15 protein-coding genes are annotated in these 16,405 nt (G+C 71.0%); 13 read left to right on the top strand and 2 right to left on the bottom strand.

The window, feature by feature from the left end:
- Window positions 1–18: 18 nt before the first annotated feature.
- Together paaZ and ACTWNK_RS30515 are read left to right on the top strand one after the other, a co-directional pair.
- Window positions 19–2,046, top strand: a complete 2,028-nt coding sequence (gene paaZ, locus ACTWNK_RS30520; protein WP_474308141.1) for a phenylacetic acid degradation bifunctional protein PaaZ — start codon at window positions 19–21, stop codon at window positions 2,044–2,046.
- Between the two features lie 146 nt (window positions 2,047–2,192).
- Window positions 2,193–4,016, top strand: coding sequence for a M14 family zinc carboxypeptidase (locus tag ACTWNK_RS30515; RefSeq protein WP_474308139.1), 1,824 nt, complete (start codon window positions 2,193–2,195; stop codon window positions 4,014–4,016).
- A 19-nt stretch (window positions 4,017–4,035) separates the two neighbouring features.
- On the opposite strand, the gene ACTWNK_RS30510 is transcribed toward ACTWNK_RS30515, so the two are convergent.
- On the bottom strand, window positions 4,036–4,980 hold the full coding sequence (locus ACTWNK_RS30510) for an AraC family transcriptional regulator (protein ID WP_474308137.1): 945 nt from the start codon (window positions 4,978–4,980) through the stop codon (window positions 4,036–4,038).
- An 83-nt stretch (window positions 4,981–5,063) separates the two neighbouring features.
- On the opposite strand from ACTWNK_RS30510, the gene ACTWNK_RS30505 reads away from it, so the two are divergent.
- From ACTWNK_RS30505 to ACTWNK_RS30495, 3 genes are all read left to right on the top strand, one after another.
- Window positions 5,064–5,894, top strand: coding sequence for a Rossmann-fold NAD(P)-binding domain-containing protein (locus ACTWNK_RS30505; protein WP_474308135.1), 831 nt, complete (start codon window positions 5,064–5,066; stop codon window positions 5,892–5,894).
- 29 nt (window positions 5,895–5,923) lie between these two features.
- Window positions 5,924–6,412 carry an anthrone oxygenase family protein gene (locus tag ACTWNK_RS30500; RefSeq protein WP_474308133.1) on the top strand — a complete coding sequence of 163 codons (489 nt, stop codon included), beginning with the start codon at window positions 5,924–5,926 and terminating at the stop codon, window positions 6,410–6,412.
- A gap of 93 nt (window positions 6,413–6,505) precedes the next feature.
- Window positions 6,506–6,964 (top strand): hypothetical protein, encoded by a 459-nt coding sequence (locus ACTWNK_RS30495; protein ID WP_474308131.1) that lies wholly within the window; start codon window positions 6,506–6,508, stop codon window positions 6,962–6,964.
- Window positions 6,965–6,972: 8 nt separating this feature from the next.
- On the opposite strand, the gene ACTWNK_RS30490 is transcribed toward ACTWNK_RS30495, so the two are convergent.
- Window positions 6,973–7,371 (bottom strand): hypothetical protein, encoded by a 399-nt coding sequence (locus ACTWNK_RS30490; protein ID WP_474308129.1) that lies wholly within the window; start codon window positions 7,369–7,371, stop codon window positions 6,973–6,975.
- Between the two features lie 97 nt (window positions 7,372–7,468).
- Here ACTWNK_RS30490 and ACTWNK_RS30485 point away from each other — a divergent pair, with 97 nt between their 5' ends.
- The 8 genes from ACTWNK_RS30485 (at window position 7,469) to ACTWNK_RS30450 (ending at window position 16,334) form a co-directional block, all read left to right on the top strand.
- The gene (locus ACTWNK_RS30485; protein ID WP_474308127.1) at window positions 7,469–8,584 is read left to right on the top strand and encodes a calcium:cation antiporter; all 1,116 of its coding nucleotides are present in this window, start codon (window positions 7,469–7,471) and stop codon (window positions 8,582–8,584) included.
- A gap of 112 nt (window positions 8,585–8,696) precedes the next feature.
- Window positions 8,697–9,059, top strand: coding sequence for a Rossmann-fold NAD(P)-binding domain-containing protein (locus tag ACTWNK_RS30480; protein ID WP_474308125.1), 363 nt, complete (start codon window positions 8,697–8,699; stop codon window positions 9,057–9,059).
- The gene (locus ACTWNK_RS30475; RefSeq protein ID WP_474308123.1) at window positions 9,053–10,237 is read left to right on the top strand and encodes an adenosylhomocysteinase; all 1,185 of its coding nucleotides are present in this window, start codon (window positions 9,053–9,055) and stop codon (window positions 10,235–10,237) included. The genes ACTWNK_RS30480 and ACTWNK_RS30475 overlap by 7 nt, the downstream gene beginning before the upstream one ends.
- On the top strand, window positions 10,234–11,868 hold the full coding sequence (locus ACTWNK_RS30470) for an ABC transporter ATP-binding protein (RefSeq protein ID WP_474308121.1): 1,635 nt from the start codon (window positions 10,234–10,236) through the stop codon (window positions 11,866–11,868). Before ACTWNK_RS30475 ends, ACTWNK_RS30470 begins: the two co-directional genes overlap by 4 nt.
- The gene (locus tag ACTWNK_RS30465) at window positions 11,865–12,428 is read left to right on the top strand and encodes an ECF transporter S component (protein WP_474308119.1); all 564 of its coding nucleotides are present in this window, start codon (window positions 11,865–11,867) and stop codon (window positions 12,426–12,428) included. Before ACTWNK_RS30470 ends, ACTWNK_RS30465 begins: the two co-directional genes overlap by 4 nt.
- Before the next feature lie 3 nt (window positions 12,429–12,431).
- Window positions 12,432–13,247, top strand: coding sequence for an energy-coupling factor transporter transmembrane component T family protein (locus tag ACTWNK_RS30460; protein WP_474308117.1), 816 nt, complete (start codon window positions 12,432–12,434; stop codon window positions 13,245–13,247).
- Window positions 13,244–14,455, top strand: a complete 1,212-nt coding sequence (locus tag ACTWNK_RS30455; protein WP_474308115.1) for an amidohydrolase family protein — start codon at window positions 13,244–13,246, stop codon at window positions 14,453–14,455. Before ACTWNK_RS30460 ends, ACTWNK_RS30455 begins: the two co-directional genes overlap by 4 nt.
- 1 nt (window position 14,456) lies before the next feature.
- Entirely contained in the window at window positions 14,457–16,334 is a 1,878-nt protein-coding gene (locus ACTWNK_RS30450; RefSeq protein ID WP_474308113.1) for a sensor histidine kinase, read from the top strand.
- The last annotated feature ends 71 nt before the right edge of the window (window positions 16,335–16,405 follow it).

The raw sequence follows: 16,405 nt of genomic DNA, 5'->3' as shown, positions 1-16,405 counted from the left end.
GATCGACGGGAGAGTGCGATGGTGCTTCTACGCAGCTACCTGGGCGGCGACTGGCACACGGCGGACGACGAGGGCACGCCGGTGTGCGACGCGGTGACCGGCGAGGAGATCGCCAGGGTCTCGGCCACGGGCGCCGACCTGGGCGCGGCCCTGGCCCACGGCCGGGCGCACGCGGGTCCCGCGCTGCGCGAGCTCACCTTCCATCAGCGCGGCGCCCTGCTCAAGGCGCTGGCCTCGCACCTGATGGAACACCGCGAGGAGCTCTACGCCCTGTCGGCGCGCACCGGTGCGACGCCGGTCGACTCCAGGATCGACGTCGACGGCGGCATCGGCGTGCTGTACTCCTATGCGAGCAAGGCCAGGCGGGAGCTGCCCAACGACACGGTGCACCTGGACGGCGGGGTCGAGCCGCTGGGCAAGGGCGGCACGTTCGTCGGCCGGCACCTGTTCACCTCGTCGCTCGGTGTGGCCGTGCAGATCAACGCCTTCAACTTCCCCGTGTGGGGGCCGCTGGAGAAGCTCGCCCCGGCGTTCGTCGCGGGGGTGCCGAGCCTGATCAAGCCGGCCACCCCGACGGCGTACCTGACCGCGCGGCTGGTCGAGCTGATCGTCGAGTCCGCCATCCTGCCCGAAGGCAGTGTGCAGCTGCTGTGCGGGCAGGCGGGCGACCTGCTCGACCATCTCACCGAGCAGGACATGCTCGCCTTCACCGGCTCGGCCTCCACCGCGGCCAGGCTGCGCGTGCACCCGGTCGTGGTAGGTCGTGCGGTGCGCTTCAACGCCGAGGCCGACTCGCTGAACTGCTCGATACTCGGCCCGGACGCGACGCCGGGCACCGCCGAGTTCGACCTGTTCGTCAAGCAGCTCGTCACCGAGATGACGGCCAAGGCCGGGCAGAAGTGCACGGCCATCCGCAGGGCCCTGGTCCCGGCCGAGCTCATGGACGAGGTAGCCGAGGCCGCGGTCGCACGCCTGTCCCGCGTCCGGGTCGGCCATCCCGCCGATCCGGACGTGCGCATGGGCGCGCTGGCCGGGCTGGACCAGCGCGAGGAGGTACGGCGCGCGCTCAAGGCGTTGTACGAGGCGGCGACGCCGGTGTTCGGCGATCCCGACACGGTCGAGGTGTCGGGCGCCGACGCCGTGCGCGGGGCGTTCCTTTCGCCGATCCTGCTGCGCGCCGACGACGCGGACGCCGCCGCGCCGCACGAGGTGGAGGCGTTCGGACCGGTCGCCACGCTGCTGCCGTACTCGGGCGCGGCCGAGGCCGTACGGCTGGCGGCGCGTGGGCGGGGCAGCCTGGTGGGGTCGGTGGTGACGGCCGATCCGGGCTTCGCGCGTGCGGTGGTGCTCGGTGTGGCGCCGTGGCACGGGCGGTTGCTGGTGCTCGACGCCGAGGACGCCAAGGAGTCGACCGGGCACGGCTCGCCGCTTCCCATGCTGGTGCACGGCGGTCCCGGCCGGGCGGGAGGCGGCGAGGAACTCGGCGGGGTGCGGGGGGTGCTGCACCACATGCGGCGCACCGCCGTACAGGCCGGGCCCGCGATGCTGACGGCGCTGACCGGGCAGTGGGTGCCGGGGGCGCCGCGCAACGTGACGCGGGAGCATCCCTTCCGCAGGCACCTGGAGGACCTGCGGGTCGGCGACACGGTGGTGGCGGGGCCGAGGACGGTGACGCTGGCCGATGTGGAGCACTTCGCCGAGTTCACCGGCGACGCCTTCTACGCGCACATGGACGAGCGGGCCGCCGCGGCCAATCCGTTCTTCGAGGGCCGGGTGGCGCACGGGTATCTCGTGGTGTCGTTCGCGGCCGGGCTGTTCGTCTCGCCGGAGCCGGGGCCGGTGCTGGCCAACTTCGGGCTGGAGAACCTGCGTTTCCTCTCGCCGACGTACCCGGGTGACGAGCTCACGGTGACGCTGACGGCCAAGCAGATCACACCGCGCGAAGGGGCCGCATTCGGCGAGGTGCGATGGGACACCGATGTCACCAAACAAGACGGATCGTCAGTGGCGAAGTACGACGTTCTGACACTGGTGGCGAAACGCTAGACATTTTCACATTTGGCGATAAGTGAATATTTAGGGCTTTATCTGAGGCCATATGGCGAAATTGGGTCTGGGCAAGGGTCAGTGATGGCCTGACTCTCGGTGCAGGCGTGCGGCAAACCCGAGACCGCGCGTCAGGAGGAGGCATCGTGAGACGCCGGTTGATCGCGGCATTCGCGATTCTGGCGCTGTTGAGCGCCACCGGATTCACCGGATGGGCGGTCGAACCCCCGGCCAACGCCCAGTACCGCGTCGACGGACCCAGCACCGCGCAACAACGCACGGACGTCGCCCGTACGGGAGCCGCGATCGACACCGTCGACGCCGCCTCGGTCGTCGTCAGCGCCACCGCCGAGGAGATCGCCCAGATCAGGAAGCTCGGCTACAAGGTCACCAAGCTCTTCACCGTCGAACCCCCGGCTCCGGGCAAACTGCAGGACTTCCCGCCCGCCGACTCCGGGTACCACACCTACGCCGAGATGACGGCCGCGGTGAACCAGATCGTCGCCGACCACCCGGCGATCGCCAGGAAGATCAGCTACGGCAGCTCGTACCAGGGTCGCGACCTGATGGCCATCAAGATCAGCGACAATGTGGCCACGGACGAGAACGAGCCCGAGGTGCTCTTCACCCACCACCAGCACGCGCGCGAGCACCTCACGGTCGAGATGGCGCTCTACATCCTCAACCTGCTCACCGACGGCTACGGCACCGACTCGCGCATCACCGGCCTGGTGAACAACCGCGAGATCTGGATCATGCCGGACCTCAACCCGGACGGCGGCGAGTACGACATCGCGACCGGCACCTACCGCTCCTGGCGCAAGAACCGCCAGCCGAACTCCGGCTCGACGGCGGTCGGCACCGACATGAACCGCAACTGGAACTACAACTGGGGCTGCTGCGGCGGCTCCAGCGGCACGACCTCGTCCGACACCTACCGTGGCCCGTCGGCCGAGTCGGCGCCCGAGGTGAAGGCCGTGGCCGACTTCGTCAGAGGCCGCGTCGTCGGCGGCTCCCAGCAGATCAAGGCGCACATCGACTGGCACACCTACGGCGAGCTGATCCTTTGGCCCTACGGCTACACCTACAACGACACCGGGCCCGGCCTGACCCAGGACGACCGCGACGCGCACGCCACACTCGGGCAGAACATGGCCTCGACCAACGGCTACACCCCGCAGCAGGCCAGCGACCTCTACATCACCGACGGCAGCATCGACGACTGGATGTGGGGCAACCAGCGCATCTTCTCCTACACCTTCGAGATGTACCCGGTCAGCGCCAGCCCCGGCTTCTACCCGCCGGACGAGCAGATCGTGCCGCAGACCACACGCAACAGGGAGGCCACCCTGCGCCTGCTGGAGTACGCCGACTGCGTCTACCGGGTCATCGGCAAGGAGACCCAGTACTGCGGCGGCGGCACCCCCGGCGTGACCGTGTACAACGACGACTTCGAGAGCGCCACCGGGTGGAGCGTCAACCCCTCAGGCACCGACACCGCGACGCTCGGCGCATGGGAGCGCGGCGACCCCGCCGCCACCACCTCAAGCGGCGCCAAGCAGCTCGGCACCACGGTCAGCGGCGTCAACGACCTGGTGACCGGCAGGCTGGCCGGAACCGCCGCCGGTGACCACGACCTCGACGGCGGCGTCAGCTCGATCAGATCGCCCTCGATCGCCCTTCCCGCCACCGGGACGCTGAACCTGTCGTTCTCGTGGTACCTGGCGCACGGCTCCAACTCCTCCAGCGCCGACTACCTACGGGTCAAGGTGGTGGGCGGCTCCACGACCCAGGTGTTCCAGCAGCTGGGCGCGGCCGCCAACCGCAACGGCGCCTGGGCGAGTGCGAGCGTCGACATCTCCGCCTTCGCCGGGCAGAACGTACAGATCCTCATCGAGGCGGCCGACGCCTCGACCGCCTCCCTGGTCGAGGCGGGCGTGGACAACGTCAAGATCACCCAGCAGCCCTGACCCGGGGCCGCCCTCGCCTTCACACCTGCGAGGGCGGCCCCTCACGGTGCTGCTGCGGGCTGATGCCGCGTACGCGCTTGAAGGCCGTGCTCAGCGCGAACGCACTGCCGTAGCCCACGCGCCTGGCCACCGACTCCACCGTCGAGCCAGGCTCCCGCAGCAGGTCGGCGGCCAGCGACAACCGCCAGCCGGTCAGGAAGGCCATCGGCGGCTCCCCGACGAGCTCGGCGAACCTCCTGGCCAGGGCGGCCCGCGAGACACCGGAGGCGGCGGCGAGCGAGCCGACCGTCCACGGATGGGCGGGATCGCCGAGCAACAGGCGCAGCGCCGTGCCCACGACGGGATCGCCGTGCGCCACGTACCAGGCGGGCGGCTCGGCCTCGGGCCTGGCGAACCACTCGCGCAGGACGGCGATGAGCAGCACGTCGAGCAGCCGGTCGAGGAAGACCTCCTGGCCGGGGTCGTCCCTGGCGATCTCGGCGGCGAGCAGCGGCACCAGCGGGCTGCGCCAGGCGTCGGCGGCCAGCACCAGCGTCGGCGGCAACGCGTCGAGCAGCGGCCTGCTCACCTCGCCGCGCAGCTGGTAGGTGCCGATCAGCAGCATGGTCGAGCCGGTGGCGCTGTTGCCCCAGGTGCGCAGGCCGAGGCCCATCTCCTCGGTCATCGGCCTGCCGTGCACGTCGGTGCAGTGCTGGCCGGGATGGATGACCACCTGGGGCTCGGTCGCCGGGTCGTCGGACACGACATAGGGGTCGGGGCCCCGCAGGACGCTCACATCGCCTTCGCCCAGCCGCACACTCCCGCCGCCGGCCGAGGTCAGCCAGGCCTCGCCCCTGGCCATCGCCATCAGCGTCAGCGGGGCCTCGTCCCTGATGTGGATCGACCACGGCGGGTCCATGACGCAACGCAGCAGGAAGGCGCCCCTGGCCCTCGGGCCGTCGAGGAGTCCGGCGAGTGGGTCCATGGGGATTCAGGGTAGACGCCCGCTTATGGGCGTGCGCGGCTCGGCCATGTCGGGGGCACGGGGTGGTGCACTTGACTGAAGCCATGACGAACGACACCACGAAAACCCTGGTCATCGGCGGCACCGGCAAGATCGGCCGCAGGGTCGCCGAGCGGCTCACCGCCCGGGGCGCCGATGTGCGCATCGGCTCGCGCACCGCACCGGTGCCCTTCGACTGGAACGACTCCGGCACCTGGCTTCCCAGCCTTGACGGCGTGGGCAAGGCGTATGTCTCCTACTATCCGGACCTGGCCTTCCCCGGGGCCGTCGACGCGATCGGCGAGCTGTCGGCACTGGCGGTGCGGGGCGGCGTGCGGCACCTGGTGCTGCTGTCGGGCAGGGGCGAGGAGGGCGCGCTCGACAGCGAGCAGGCGCTGCGCGACAGCGGGGCCGGATGGACGATCCTGCGCTCGACCTGGTTCAACCAGAACTTCAGCGAGCACTTCCTGCTCGGCCCCGTGCTGAGCGGCGTCATCGCCCTCCCGGCCGGCCAGGTGGCCGAGCCCTTCGTCGACGCCGACGACGTGGCCGACGTGGCGGTGGCCGCCCTCACCCAGGACGGCCACACCGGCGAGGTGTACGAGCTGACCGGCCCACGCCTGATCACCTTCGCCGAGGCGGCGGCCGAGATCGCCAAGGCCTCCGGGCGAGAGGTGAGCTACGTGCCGGTGTCGGCGGAGGAGTACCTCACGCTGGCCATCGAGCACGGCGTGCCGGTCGAGGAGGCCGAACCGCTGGCCGAACTGTTCGCCACCGTCCTGGACGGCCGCAACGAGCGCCTGGCCGACGGCGTGCGGCGGGCACTCGGCCGCGAGCCGCGCGACTTCGCCGACTATGCTGCCGCAGCCGCGGCGAGCGGCGTCTGGCAGGCCTGAGTCATCGGCCGCCCTGCCCGAGAGAGGACATGATGGACACATTGCGTACGGTCGTACTGCTGGCCGCCACGGTGACGACGGGGCTGAGCGCCGGGCTCTTCTACGGCTTCTCCTGTGCGGTGATGCCCGGCCTGGCCAGGGCCGACGACCGCACCTTCGTCACCACGATGCAGTGGATCAACCGGCGGATCCTGAACGGCTGGTTCGCGCTCGTCTTCGGCGGGCCGGTGCTGCTCATCACGGCCTCGGTGGTGCTGCACCTGTCGTCGGGGGCCGTGCTGTGGTGGGTCGTGGGCGGGGGCGTCTGCTATCTCGCGCTCCTCGTCACGACCGGGGCGGTGAACGTGCCGCTCAACAACGCGCTGGAGGCGGCGGGCCCGCCGGATTCCGCCGATTTGCCCGCCGTACGTGCTCGTTTCGAGGGCACGTGGGTGCGCTGGAACACCGTGCGCACGGTGACGGGGACGGCGGCGCTGATCTGCCTGAGCTGGGCCCTCGTCCTGCACGGCCAGGCGTAGCCGGGCAAGCTCGTCGCGTCGTTCGGCGTGTGCAGCCGGGAAAATGTCGGTGGGGCCTTCTAGCATGGCGCTTCCGGATGGAGGGAGCCCCCGATGCTCGACGCGCTCATCGTGCCGCTGCTCATCACGACCGACCTGCCGCCCGAGGCGGACCTGGAGGAGTTCGGCGGTCTCGTCGCGGGCGCCGTTCGGGTGCTGCGTGGGGGCGACGGGGGTTATGCCGGGTGTCTGCACGGCAAGACGTTCTGGCTGGAGCGGCCGGTCCATCGGCCTCAGGAGGGTGAGCGCACGGGGGACGACGTGCGTTTCGCCGGGGTGCTCGGCTTCCTCGCCGCCGAAGGCGAGGAGCGCACCGCCAGGGAGACGGTCGCCGACGCCCGCCGGGTGATCTCCGCCGCCGTCGCCGACCGCTACGGCGACCTAGGCACCCAGCCCGCCGTGCTGGCCATCCGCAGCGAGGACATCCGCCGCCGCACGCCGGACACCGCCCTGCCGGTGGTGACCAGCGAGGCGTCGGCGGGGCTGGTGGCGGTGATTCAGCCGTATCTGTGAGCGCCCGATCACGGCCTGGGCGGCTCGGGCATGGGGGCGGTGACGAGGTCGGCGGGGCGGTTCGGCGCGGTGGGGTCCGGCGGCGCCGGGGGCTCGGGGGCCGGGGCGGTGATCAGGTCGGCGGGGTGTGAGGCGGGCGGTGTGGGGGTGGCAGCGGGGGAGTCGCCGGTCAGGCGCAGGGCGACGACCACGACGACGACGATCAGGGCCGCGGTCGCGGCGGCGACGATGGCGACGGGAACGCCGAGCGTGTCCAGGTCGAACCAGGAGTCGGTGGCCGGGCGGCGTGAGCGGCCGGCCGAGGAGCGTGAGGCGCGGGTGTGGGCGCGCACCCAGGTGACGGTGCCGTCGCTCAGGCGCCGCAGATGAGCGCGCACGGGATGACGACTGCCTGCGGGACGGCCCATGACGAGACGTTATGCCGGGTTCCACGGCCTGCCCAGCCTCTTGGAAGTGAGATGGGCGGTTGTGGGGGATATGAGGGGCGACCCATAGCCTAAGGGCATGGCTCACACGCAAGGATACAAACTCCCGAAATGGCCGGTTTACCTCCCTCCGCTCGCTGCCGTGGTGCTGGCCGCCACCTGGGGACGCGGCGCGGAGGGTCCGCTCGTCGTGGTGATCGCGGTCGCACTGGTGGCGGCGGTGATAGCGGCGGTGCACCACGCGGAGGTCGTGGCGCACAAGGTGGGCGAGCCGTTCGGCACGTTGATCCTGGCGGTGGCGGTCACGGTGATCGAGGTCGGCCTGATCGTCATGCTGATGTCGTCAGGCGGTCCGGGCTCGGAATCCCTGGCCAGGGACACGGTCTTCGCCGCCTTCATGATCGTTTGTAATGGTGTGATCGGGCTGTGCCTGCTGGTGGGCGCGTTGAAGCACCACGTGCTGGAGTTCAGGGTCGAGGGCGTGACGGGCGCGCTCGCCACGCTGAGCGCGGTCGCCACGCTGGCGCTGGTGCTCCCGGCCTTCACCACGAGCACGCCTGGCCCGACGTTCAGCACGGCGCAGCTGGCCTTCGCCGGTGTGGCCTCGCTGATCCTCTACGGCATGTTCGTCTTCGTGCAGACCGTACGGCACCGCGACTACTTCCTCCCGCTGCCGGTCGAGGAGGGGGGCAGGGCCGAGCGCGGCGCGGACGGCGAGGAGCACGCGCCTCCGCCGAGCACGCGGGCGGCGCTGCTGAGCCTGGGCCTGCTGGCGGTGTGCCTGGTGAGCGTGGTCGGGCTGGCCAAGGGCATCTCGCCCTCGATCGAGGAGGGCGTGGTCGCGATCGGCGCGCCGAAGGCCGTCGTGGGTGTCGCCATCGCGCTGCTGGTGCTGCTGCCCGAGACCGGCGCGGCGGTGCGGGCGGCTGCCCGCAACCGGGTGCAGACCAGTCTGAACCTGGCGATCGGCTCGGCGCTGGCGAGCATCGGATTGACGATTCCCTCGATTGCCGTCGCCTCTCTCGTTATGGGGAGCAAACTCACACTTGGTTTGGGTGCAAAAGAAATGGTACTTCTCGCACTCACCGTTGTGGTCACCACCTTGACCGTCGCGCCGGGCCGGGCGACGCTCATGCAAGGAACCGTACATTTGGTGATCTTTGGTGTGTTCCTCTTCCTTGCGGTGTCGCCATGACGGCCTAGGCGTATCTAGAGGATTAATCCGCGTATATCGGTCGTCTGTCGCCATTGTCATCAGGTGTAAGTCTCCCCTTTAATCGGTACCTGCGAAGATCGGACGGAGACCATTGACCCCGCGTCCCACCGCGCAGGCGATCATCCAGACCCTCCTGCGGCGCTCCAACCTCCTCATCGCGGGCAAACGTGTGGCCATCGTCGGGCAGACGCCCGGCCTGGCCTCCCGCCTGCTCGCCATGGGGGCACACCCGCGCGTCCTGGACCCCGAGGGGGACGGCGAGGCGAGGCGGTGGCTGGCGACGGCCGACATCGTCGTCGCCACCACGACGTTCACGGCGTTCGGCCTGGTGAAGCCGGACACGATCGTGGCGATGTATCGGCCAGGACCGGACGGCAGCACGGTACGGCCGGGCATCACCCGGATGGACGTCGGGCCGGGCCACGGGGTCTTCCTGCTGGACCTGGCGTGTTAGCCGGAGTCCGCGACCCGGCCCTGTGGCAGGCGGGCCTGGCGCGGATCGGCTGGGCGCGGCGGTTCATGCCGGTGCTCGGCGCACTCGGCGGCGAGCTGGACCTGAAGGGCGCGCGGGTGGGCCTTGTCCTGGTCCTGGAGCCCAAGACTGCCAATCTGGCGCTCACACTCAGGGACGCAGGCGCCGAGGTGACCGTGCACTGCGCGGCGAGCGAGACGTCGGACGACGTGGCCGCCGCACTCGCCCACGAGGGCGTCGCCGTACTGGCCCGCTCGGACGCCACCCCCGCGCAGGACCTCGACCTGGCCAGGAACCTGCTGGCGCGCCCGCTCGACGTGCTGGTCGACGACGGCTCCCATGTCATCAGGCTGGCGCACGCCGAGGACAGGCTCGGCGTGCTGCGCGGCGCCGCCGAGGAGACGACCAGCGGCCTGCGCCCGCTCCGGGTCCTCGCCGAACGCGGCGAACTGCGCATACCGATCATGGCCGTCAACGACGCCCGCTCCAAGCTGTGGTTCGACAACGTGCACGGCACCGGCCAGTCCTGCGTGCTGGCCGCACTCGACCTGTCCGGCCTGGAGCTGGAGGGACTGACCTGTGTGGTGGCCGGATACGGACCGGTCGGGCAGGGCGTGTCCAGATTCGCCAAGGCGCTCGGCGCCCGGGTCGTGGTGAGCGAGGTCGACCCGTTCGCCGCCCTGCTGGCCCACCACGACGGCTACGAGGTACGCCCGCTGCTGGCCGCCTGCCCCGAGGCCGACCTGCTGATGTCGGCGACCGGCGTCGCCTGTACGGTGACCGCCGAGCACCTGGCCGCGCTCAAGCACGGCGCGTACGTGGCCGTGGCGGGCGGCGTCCCCGAGGAGGTGACCGGCGTGACGCGGGGCAGGCGGCTGCGCCCGCACGTCACCTGGCACGACGGCTACCACCTGCTCGCGAACGGCGAGTGCGTCAACTGCGCCGCCGCCGAAGGCAATCCGATCGAGATCATGGACCTCTCCCTGTCGGTCCAGGCCCTGGCCGTGGCCCACCTGCTGGCCCACGACCTCCCGCCCGCCGTCCACCTCATGCCTGCCGCCCTCGACGAGCGGGTGGCCAGGCTCAAGCTCGGCGCGCTCGGGATCACCCTCGACGTGCCGAGCGCCGAACAGCGCGACTTCCTGAGCAGGGGCCTGTGATCATCGATCTTGAGGACGTGTCCGTCCGCTACCGCTCCACCGGCCGTACCGTGCTGCACGGCGTCGGCCTGAAGGTGGCGGCGGGCGACTTCACCCTGGTGTGCGGCGCCTCGGGATGCGGCAAGAGCACGCTGCTGCGCCTGGTCAACGGCCTGGTACCGCACGGCTACCGCGCCGAGATCACCGGACGGGCGAACGTCGGCGGGCTGCCGGTCGCCGAGCAGTCGATCAAGAAGCTGTCCACCGTCGTCGGCACCCTGCTGCAGGATCCGCGCAAGCAGGTCGTCGGCGCCACCGTCTTCACCGAGCTGGCCTTCGGCCCCGAGAACCTGGGCCTGCCCAGGCAGGAGATCGCCGGCCGGATCGCCGACGTCGCCGCCCGCACCGGCATCACGCACCTGCTGGAACGGGCGACCGCCGAGCTCAGCGGCGGCGAGCTGCAACTGGTCGCCTTCGCCGCGGTGCTGGTCATGCGGCCGAAGGTCGTGGTCGTCGACGAGCCGCTGGCCAACCTCGACCCGGCGGCGGGCAGAAGGCTGCTGACCGAGTTACGCGCCTTCGTCGACGCGGGCGGCGCGGCCGTGGTCGTCGAGCACCGGGTGGAGGAGCTGCTGGAGTTCGGGCCCACCCACGTGCTGCACCTGGCCGACGGCCGGACCGACTACGCGGGCGACGTCGACGGCTTCCTGCGCGCAGCCCCTGTCGCCCACGTCAAACTGCCCTTCGACACCCTCGTGGCCAGGGCCGACGAACTCCCGCGCCCCCGCGTCCTGCCCCCCGCCCCCCGCGACGGCGGCCCCTCACGCCTCGGCTTCCACGGCGTCACCCTCGGGTACGGCGAGCGCACCGTCGTCTCCGGGCTCGACCTCGCGCTCGGCGCACACCAGCGGGTCGCCGTGCTCGGCCCCAACGGAGCCGGGAAGTCGACCCTGCTCAAGGCGGCCGTCCGCCTGGTCGAGCCGACCAAGGGCATGGTCAGCGCCGACGGCGAGCCGGTCGAGGCCAGATCGATCGTCAGCCTGGCCACCACGTTCGGCTACGTGTTCCAGAACCCCGGCCAGGCGCTGTTCTCCGCCTCGGTCGCCGAGGAGATCGCCTTCGGCCCGCGCAACCTCGGCTGGAGCGCCGAGACCATCGAGAAGGTGTCGGGCGAGGCGCTCGCCGCGATGCTGCTCGACGGCGAGAGCGAGATCATGGACCGCTCGCCGCGCACACTCTCCTTCGGCCAGCAGCGCAGGCTCACCGTCGCCCTGGCCCTGGCCATGCGCCCGCGCACCCTGATCCTGGACGAGCCCACGGCCGGTCAGGACCTGCGTACCACCACAGCCTTCATGGATCACGTACTGCGAGCCACGCAGAGCGTCTACTTCATCACCCACGACGTGGATCTGGCCCTGACGTCGGCCGACCGCGTCATCGTCGTCGACTCGGGCCGGATCGTGGCCGACACCACACCCGCCGAGCTGACCCGCCGTACCGACGTCTGGAAGAAGCTGCGCGAGACGAGTCTCGTCCGCGCGGTCCGCGATCACCTGCCCGTGAGCGGTGTGCTGCCACACCCCTTTGACCTCGCACGACTCGCCGCCAGCCAGGCGAGGCCAACTCTCACCAGGAAGGACCGCTCCCCATGAGCACAGAAGCAGTGACCCCGCGCCCGTCGCCTTGGGAGATCAACTCAAGGACCGTGGTCTTCGGCGCGGTCGGGGCGGCGTTATACACCGTCTTAGGACTGTTCAGCTTCATCATCCCCGGCACGCAGAGCGTGGCCGTACGACCGGCGTTCGCGCTGGTGCCGTTCTTCGGCAAGAGGTTCGGCGTCATCGCCGGATTCTTCGTCGGCTTCGTGGGCAATGTCGTCATCGACCTCATCCAGGGTGTCGGCCTGAGCTACTGGAACTGGAGTGTCGCCAACGGCCTCGTCGGCGCGTTCGCCGCGCTGATCTTCGCCTTCGTCCCGCCGATCGCCAACGAGGCGCTGCGCCTCGTCGTCACGGCGGTGGGCGCACTGCTCGCCACCGCGCTCGGCCTGCTGTTCGTCGCCACCGACATCGTGGTGCAGGGCATCGGGTTCGAGACGTTCCTGCTCGCCAACTACGGGCCGGCGCTGCTGGCCAACGCCATCGCGGTCGTCATCCTGGTGCCCGCGCTCGACGCGGCCTGGGAGCCGCTGGCCAAGAGGACCGGTCGCTGACAGATGGACGTCACACCACGCTACCTCGGCGCGGACTCCTTCCTGGGGCGCAGGGATCCACGTGTGCTCCTGCTGGTGCCCGCGATCTTCCTGGTCGCGGTGGTGGGCATCGACGACGTGCGGGCGATCCTGGTCTGCGCGCCCTTCGCCCTGACGTACTACCGCGCCGCGGGCATCCCGTGGCGCGCCGTCAGGGCGAACTGGGCGTTCATGCTGACCTTCACCCTCATCCTCGTCGTCGTCAACAGCGTGCTGACCGGGGCGGACGCCAGGTCGGCAGGCGATCTGCTGTTCACCGTGCCCTGGCTCGCCACCCCGGTGAGCGAGGGCACGGTGTCCTACGCGGCGACCCTGCTGCTGCGATATATCTCTCTGGCGGCGGTCAGCTTCCCCGTCGCGTTCTGCATCAAGCCGTCCGACCTCGGCACCGCCTTCGCCAGGCTCGGGCTGTCGCAGCGGCTGGCGTACGGGGTGGACCTGACGTTCAGGTTCCTGCCGTCCACGGCCGCGGCCATGCAGGAGACGATCGACGCCCAGCGGGTACGCGGCTACGAGCACAGCAGGAGCCGCAACCCGATCGCGAAACTGCGCTCGCTGCGGCCGGTCGTGGTGCCGGTGACGGTCAACGCCCTCATCGACGCCGAGGACACCGCCAACGCCATGGACCTGCGCGGGTTCGGGGCCAAGCACCGCACCTGGATGCGGGAGCTGGCGTTCGGCCGGATCGACGCGCTCGTTCTGGCCGCCTTCGCCGCGCTGGCCGCCGCGACCACCTGGGCGAAGATCGCCGGGGTGACCGGGGAGGTCTGGATTCCTTGATCCACTCGGCGGATCTCCTTCTGCCGATCGGCTCACCTCCCCTCCTCGACGGCGCCGTCGTCGTGCGCGAAGGACGGATCGAGCGGATCGGCACGCGCGCGGAGCTCGGCTCCGACCGGCACTGGCCGGGCGTCATGCTGCCAGGCCTGGTCAACGCGCACACCCATCTGCAGTACACCGAGATGGCGCTCATCGGGCAGCGCGAGTACTCGGGCCTGGAGGAGTGGTCGGTCGCCTTCGACGCCCACTACTTCGGGCCCGGCAGCACGCTGGACTGGGCGGCGGGCGCCCGGGCCGGAGCCGAGCAGTGCCTGCGCTCGGGCACGACCTCGGTCGCCGACATCGTCACCGACCCGGAGGCGCTCGTCGAGACCCCGCTCGGCGGCGTGCGCTACCTGGAGGTGCTCGGCGACACCGCGCGGAGCTGGCAGGAGAGCGGCAGGCAGCGGGTGCTCGACTGGCTGGCCGCACACGGCGGGGCGCCGATCGGGCTGTCGCCGCACGCGCCGTACACGCTCGACACGCCGGTGCTGCACGACCTGGCGGCCATCGCGGGCGAGCGCGGGCTGCGCACGCACATCCATCTGGCCGAAGGCGTGCACGAGCGGGAGTACACGCTCACCGGCACCGGCCCGCTCGCCGCGTACGTGCGGGAGCTGAAGTTCGACTTCGCCATCCTGCGCGAAGGCGGCGCGGGCGTCGGGCCGGCCGCCCTGCTCGACGCGGCCGGCATGCTCGGCCCCGCCTGCCACGTGGCGCACGGCGTCGACCTCGACGCCGCCGACAGGGCGCTGCTGCGCGGCCGGGGGGTGGCCGTCGCGCTGTGCCCGCGCTCCAACCGCGTGCTCGGCGTGCCCGGCCCCGATGTGGCCGCACTGCTGACCGAAGGCAACACGATCGCCGTCGGCACCGACTCGTTGTCCTCCTCCCCCTCGCTCGACCTGCTCGCCGACGTGGCCGCCCTCAGGGAGCTGGCCCTTCGGCAGGGGTACGCGGGCCGGGACCTGGACAGGCGCCTCGTCGAGGCCGCCACGACGGGCGGGGCCCAGGCGATCGGCATGGAGAGGGAGATCGGCAGGCTGGCGCCGGGGATGCGCGCCGACTTCGCCGTGTTCGACCTCGATCCGGGCGCCGAGCCGTACTCGGCGCTCACCCAGCATGGACAGGGCCGGTGTTCGGCCACCGTAATCGGCGGAAAGGTGATGTGAGATGCCCTCGCGCAGCCTGCGGTTCAAGTTGTACTCGCTGCTCGGCCTGCCGATCGCGGCTCTGGTGGCCGTGTGGACATTCCTCACGGGCTATCTGGTGGGCGACGCGTTCGATCTTCTGCGCGCCCGCACGCTCATCGATCAGGTGTCGGAGCCGTCGGAACTGCTTGCCTCCTCCCTGCGCGAGGAGCGCAGGCTCTCGGTGATCGCGCTCAGCGCGGGAGGGACCGGAGGGGCGGGCCTGGCAGCGGCCCGCCTGCGCACCGACCAGGCGATCGTGTTCTTCCGCCAGCGCACGGGCTCGCTGGAGGCCAGGTCGGCCACCTCGCCCGAGGTGGTGGCCGGTTCGTTGCAGGTGCTGACCGAGGTCAACCGCATGCCGGAGGTACGGGCGCTGGTCGACTCGGGCTCGCCGTCGCGGCTGCAGGCGTTGCAGGCCTACGCCAAGCCGCAGGACTCCCTGCTGCGGATGGCCCAGCACGTGGAGACCGTGCCCGATGTGGCGCTGTACAAGCAGACGGGCGGCCAGCGGCAGATCGGCCATGCCCGCGAGCTGCTCTCGCGTGAGGACGCGCTGGTCTCGGGCATGCTGCTGACCAGGACCATCTCATCGGCCGAGCGCGAGGTCTTCGCCGAGCTCGTGGCGGGCAGGCGGCTGCTCATCGACGTCGGCACCGGCGTGCTCGACGAGGAGATGGGCGAGCCGTACGAGGCGCTGTTCGGGGCGGCCGAGCATCGCAGGCTGAAGACGATCGAGGACACCATCATCGGCGGCAGGCGACTGCCCGACCCGATGTGGCGCGCCAACCACGACGCGTTCGTCAAGGCGCGCGACCCGCTGATCGCCAGCCGGGCGGCCCTGCTGAGCGAGCGCGCCGACGAGGACGCCGGCGCCGTCGTCACCCGCATCGTGGTGACGGGCGGCATCGGCCTGCTGGTCATCGTCGTGGCGATCGTGCTGTCGGTACGGCTCGGCAGGCGTTTGGCCGAGGAACTGGGCGAACTGCGCGGCGCCGCGCACGAACTGGCCGAGGTACGGCTGCCCAGGGTCGTCGAGCGGCTCAGCCTGGGCGAGGAGGTCGACATCGAGGCCGAGGCGCCCGCGCTGGCCGTCGAGGGCGCGACGCTGGAGGTACGCGATCTCGGCAACGCCTTCTCCAGCGTGCAGCGCACGGCCGTCGAGGCGGCGGTCGGCCAGGCCGAGATGCGCAAGGGCCTGAACCGGGTCTTCCGCAACATGGCCAGGCGCAACCAGTCGCTCGTGCACCGCCAGCTCAGCCAGCTGGACGCCATGCAGCGCAAGACGGCCGAGCCCGACAGCCTGGGCGACCTGTTCCGCCTGGACCACCTGACCACGCGTATGCGCCGCCAGGCCGAGGGCCTGATCATCCTGTCGGGCGCTCCGGCGGGCCGGGCGTGGCGCAATCCGGTGCCGCTGCTGGACGTCGTGCGCGGCGCGGTGGCCGAGGTCGAGGACTACACCAGGGTGAACGTCCTGCCGATGCCGGAGACCACCCTGGCAGGCTCGGCCGCGGCCGACGTCATCCACCTGCTGGCCGAACTGGTGGAGAACGCCACCGTGTTCTCACCCCCGGCGACCACGGTCAGCGTGCGCGCCGAGGAGGTCGGCAGGGGAGTGGCCGTCGAGGTGGAGGACAGGGGGCTCGGGCTCAGCGAGGAGGAGCGTGCGACGCTGAACGCCAAGCTCGCCGATCCGCCCGAGTTCGACCTGGCCAACAGCGACCAGCTCGGGCTGCTGGTCGTGGGCCGCCTGGCCAGGCGGCACGGCATCGGCGTGACGCTGAAGCGTTCGGCCTACGGTGGCATCGCGGCCGTGGTGGTGATCCCGCGTGATCTGGCCCACACTCCGGCCGATTAACACCGCGTTCACATTCGGGCAAAACCCGCGAAACGGCAAACTGCGAATCTCGGTGTGCCTGGAGAGACACC

This window comes from Nonomuraea sp. IBHARD001 (genome assembly GCF_056106265.1).
Note: the sequence above shows the minus strand (reverse complement) of the source record. Positions and strands in the feature narration are given on the sequence as shown.

Bases quoted from the DNA above. Each gene is read 5' to 3' on its own strand.
- paaZ (WP_474308141.1), top strand. From the start codon at position 19: ATGGTGCTTCTACGCAGCTACCTGGGCGGCGACTGGCACACGGCGGAC.
- ACTWNK_RS30510 (WP_474308137.1), bottom strand. From the start codon at position 4,980: ATGGACCCACTCGCCGGACTCCTCGACGGCCCGAGGGCCAGGGGCGCC.
- ACTWNK_RS30505 (WP_474308135.1), top strand. From the start codon at position 5,064: ATGACGAACGACACCACGAAAACCCTGGTCATCGGCGGCACCGGCAAG.
- ACTWNK_RS30500 (WP_474308133.1), top strand. From the start codon at position 5,924: ATGATGGACACATTGCGTACGGTCGTACTGCTGGCCGCCACGGTGACG.
- ACTWNK_RS30495 (WP_474308131.1), top strand. From the start codon at position 6,506: ATGCTCGACGCGCTCATCGTGCCGCTGCTCATCACGACCGACCTGCCG.
- ACTWNK_RS30490 (WP_474308129.1), bottom strand. From the start codon at position 7,371: ATGGGCCGTCCCGCAGGCAGTCGTCATCCCGTGCGCGCTCATCTGCGG.
- ACTWNK_RS30485 (WP_474308127.1), top strand. From the start codon at position 7,469: ATGGCTCACACGCAAGGATACAAACTCCCGAAATGGCCGGTTTACCTC.
- ACTWNK_RS30465 (WP_474308119.1), top strand. From the start codon at position 11,865: ATGAGCACAGAAGCAGTGACCCCGCGCCCGTCGCCTTGGGAGATCAAC.
- ACTWNK_RS30460 (WP_474308117.1), top strand. From the start codon at position 12,432: ATGGACGTCACACCACGCTACCTCGGCGCGGACTCCTTCCTGGGGCGC.
- ACTWNK_RS30450 (WP_474308113.1), top strand. From the start codon at position 14,457: ATGCCCTCGCGCAGCCTGCGGTTCAAGTTGTACTCGCTGCTCGGCCTG.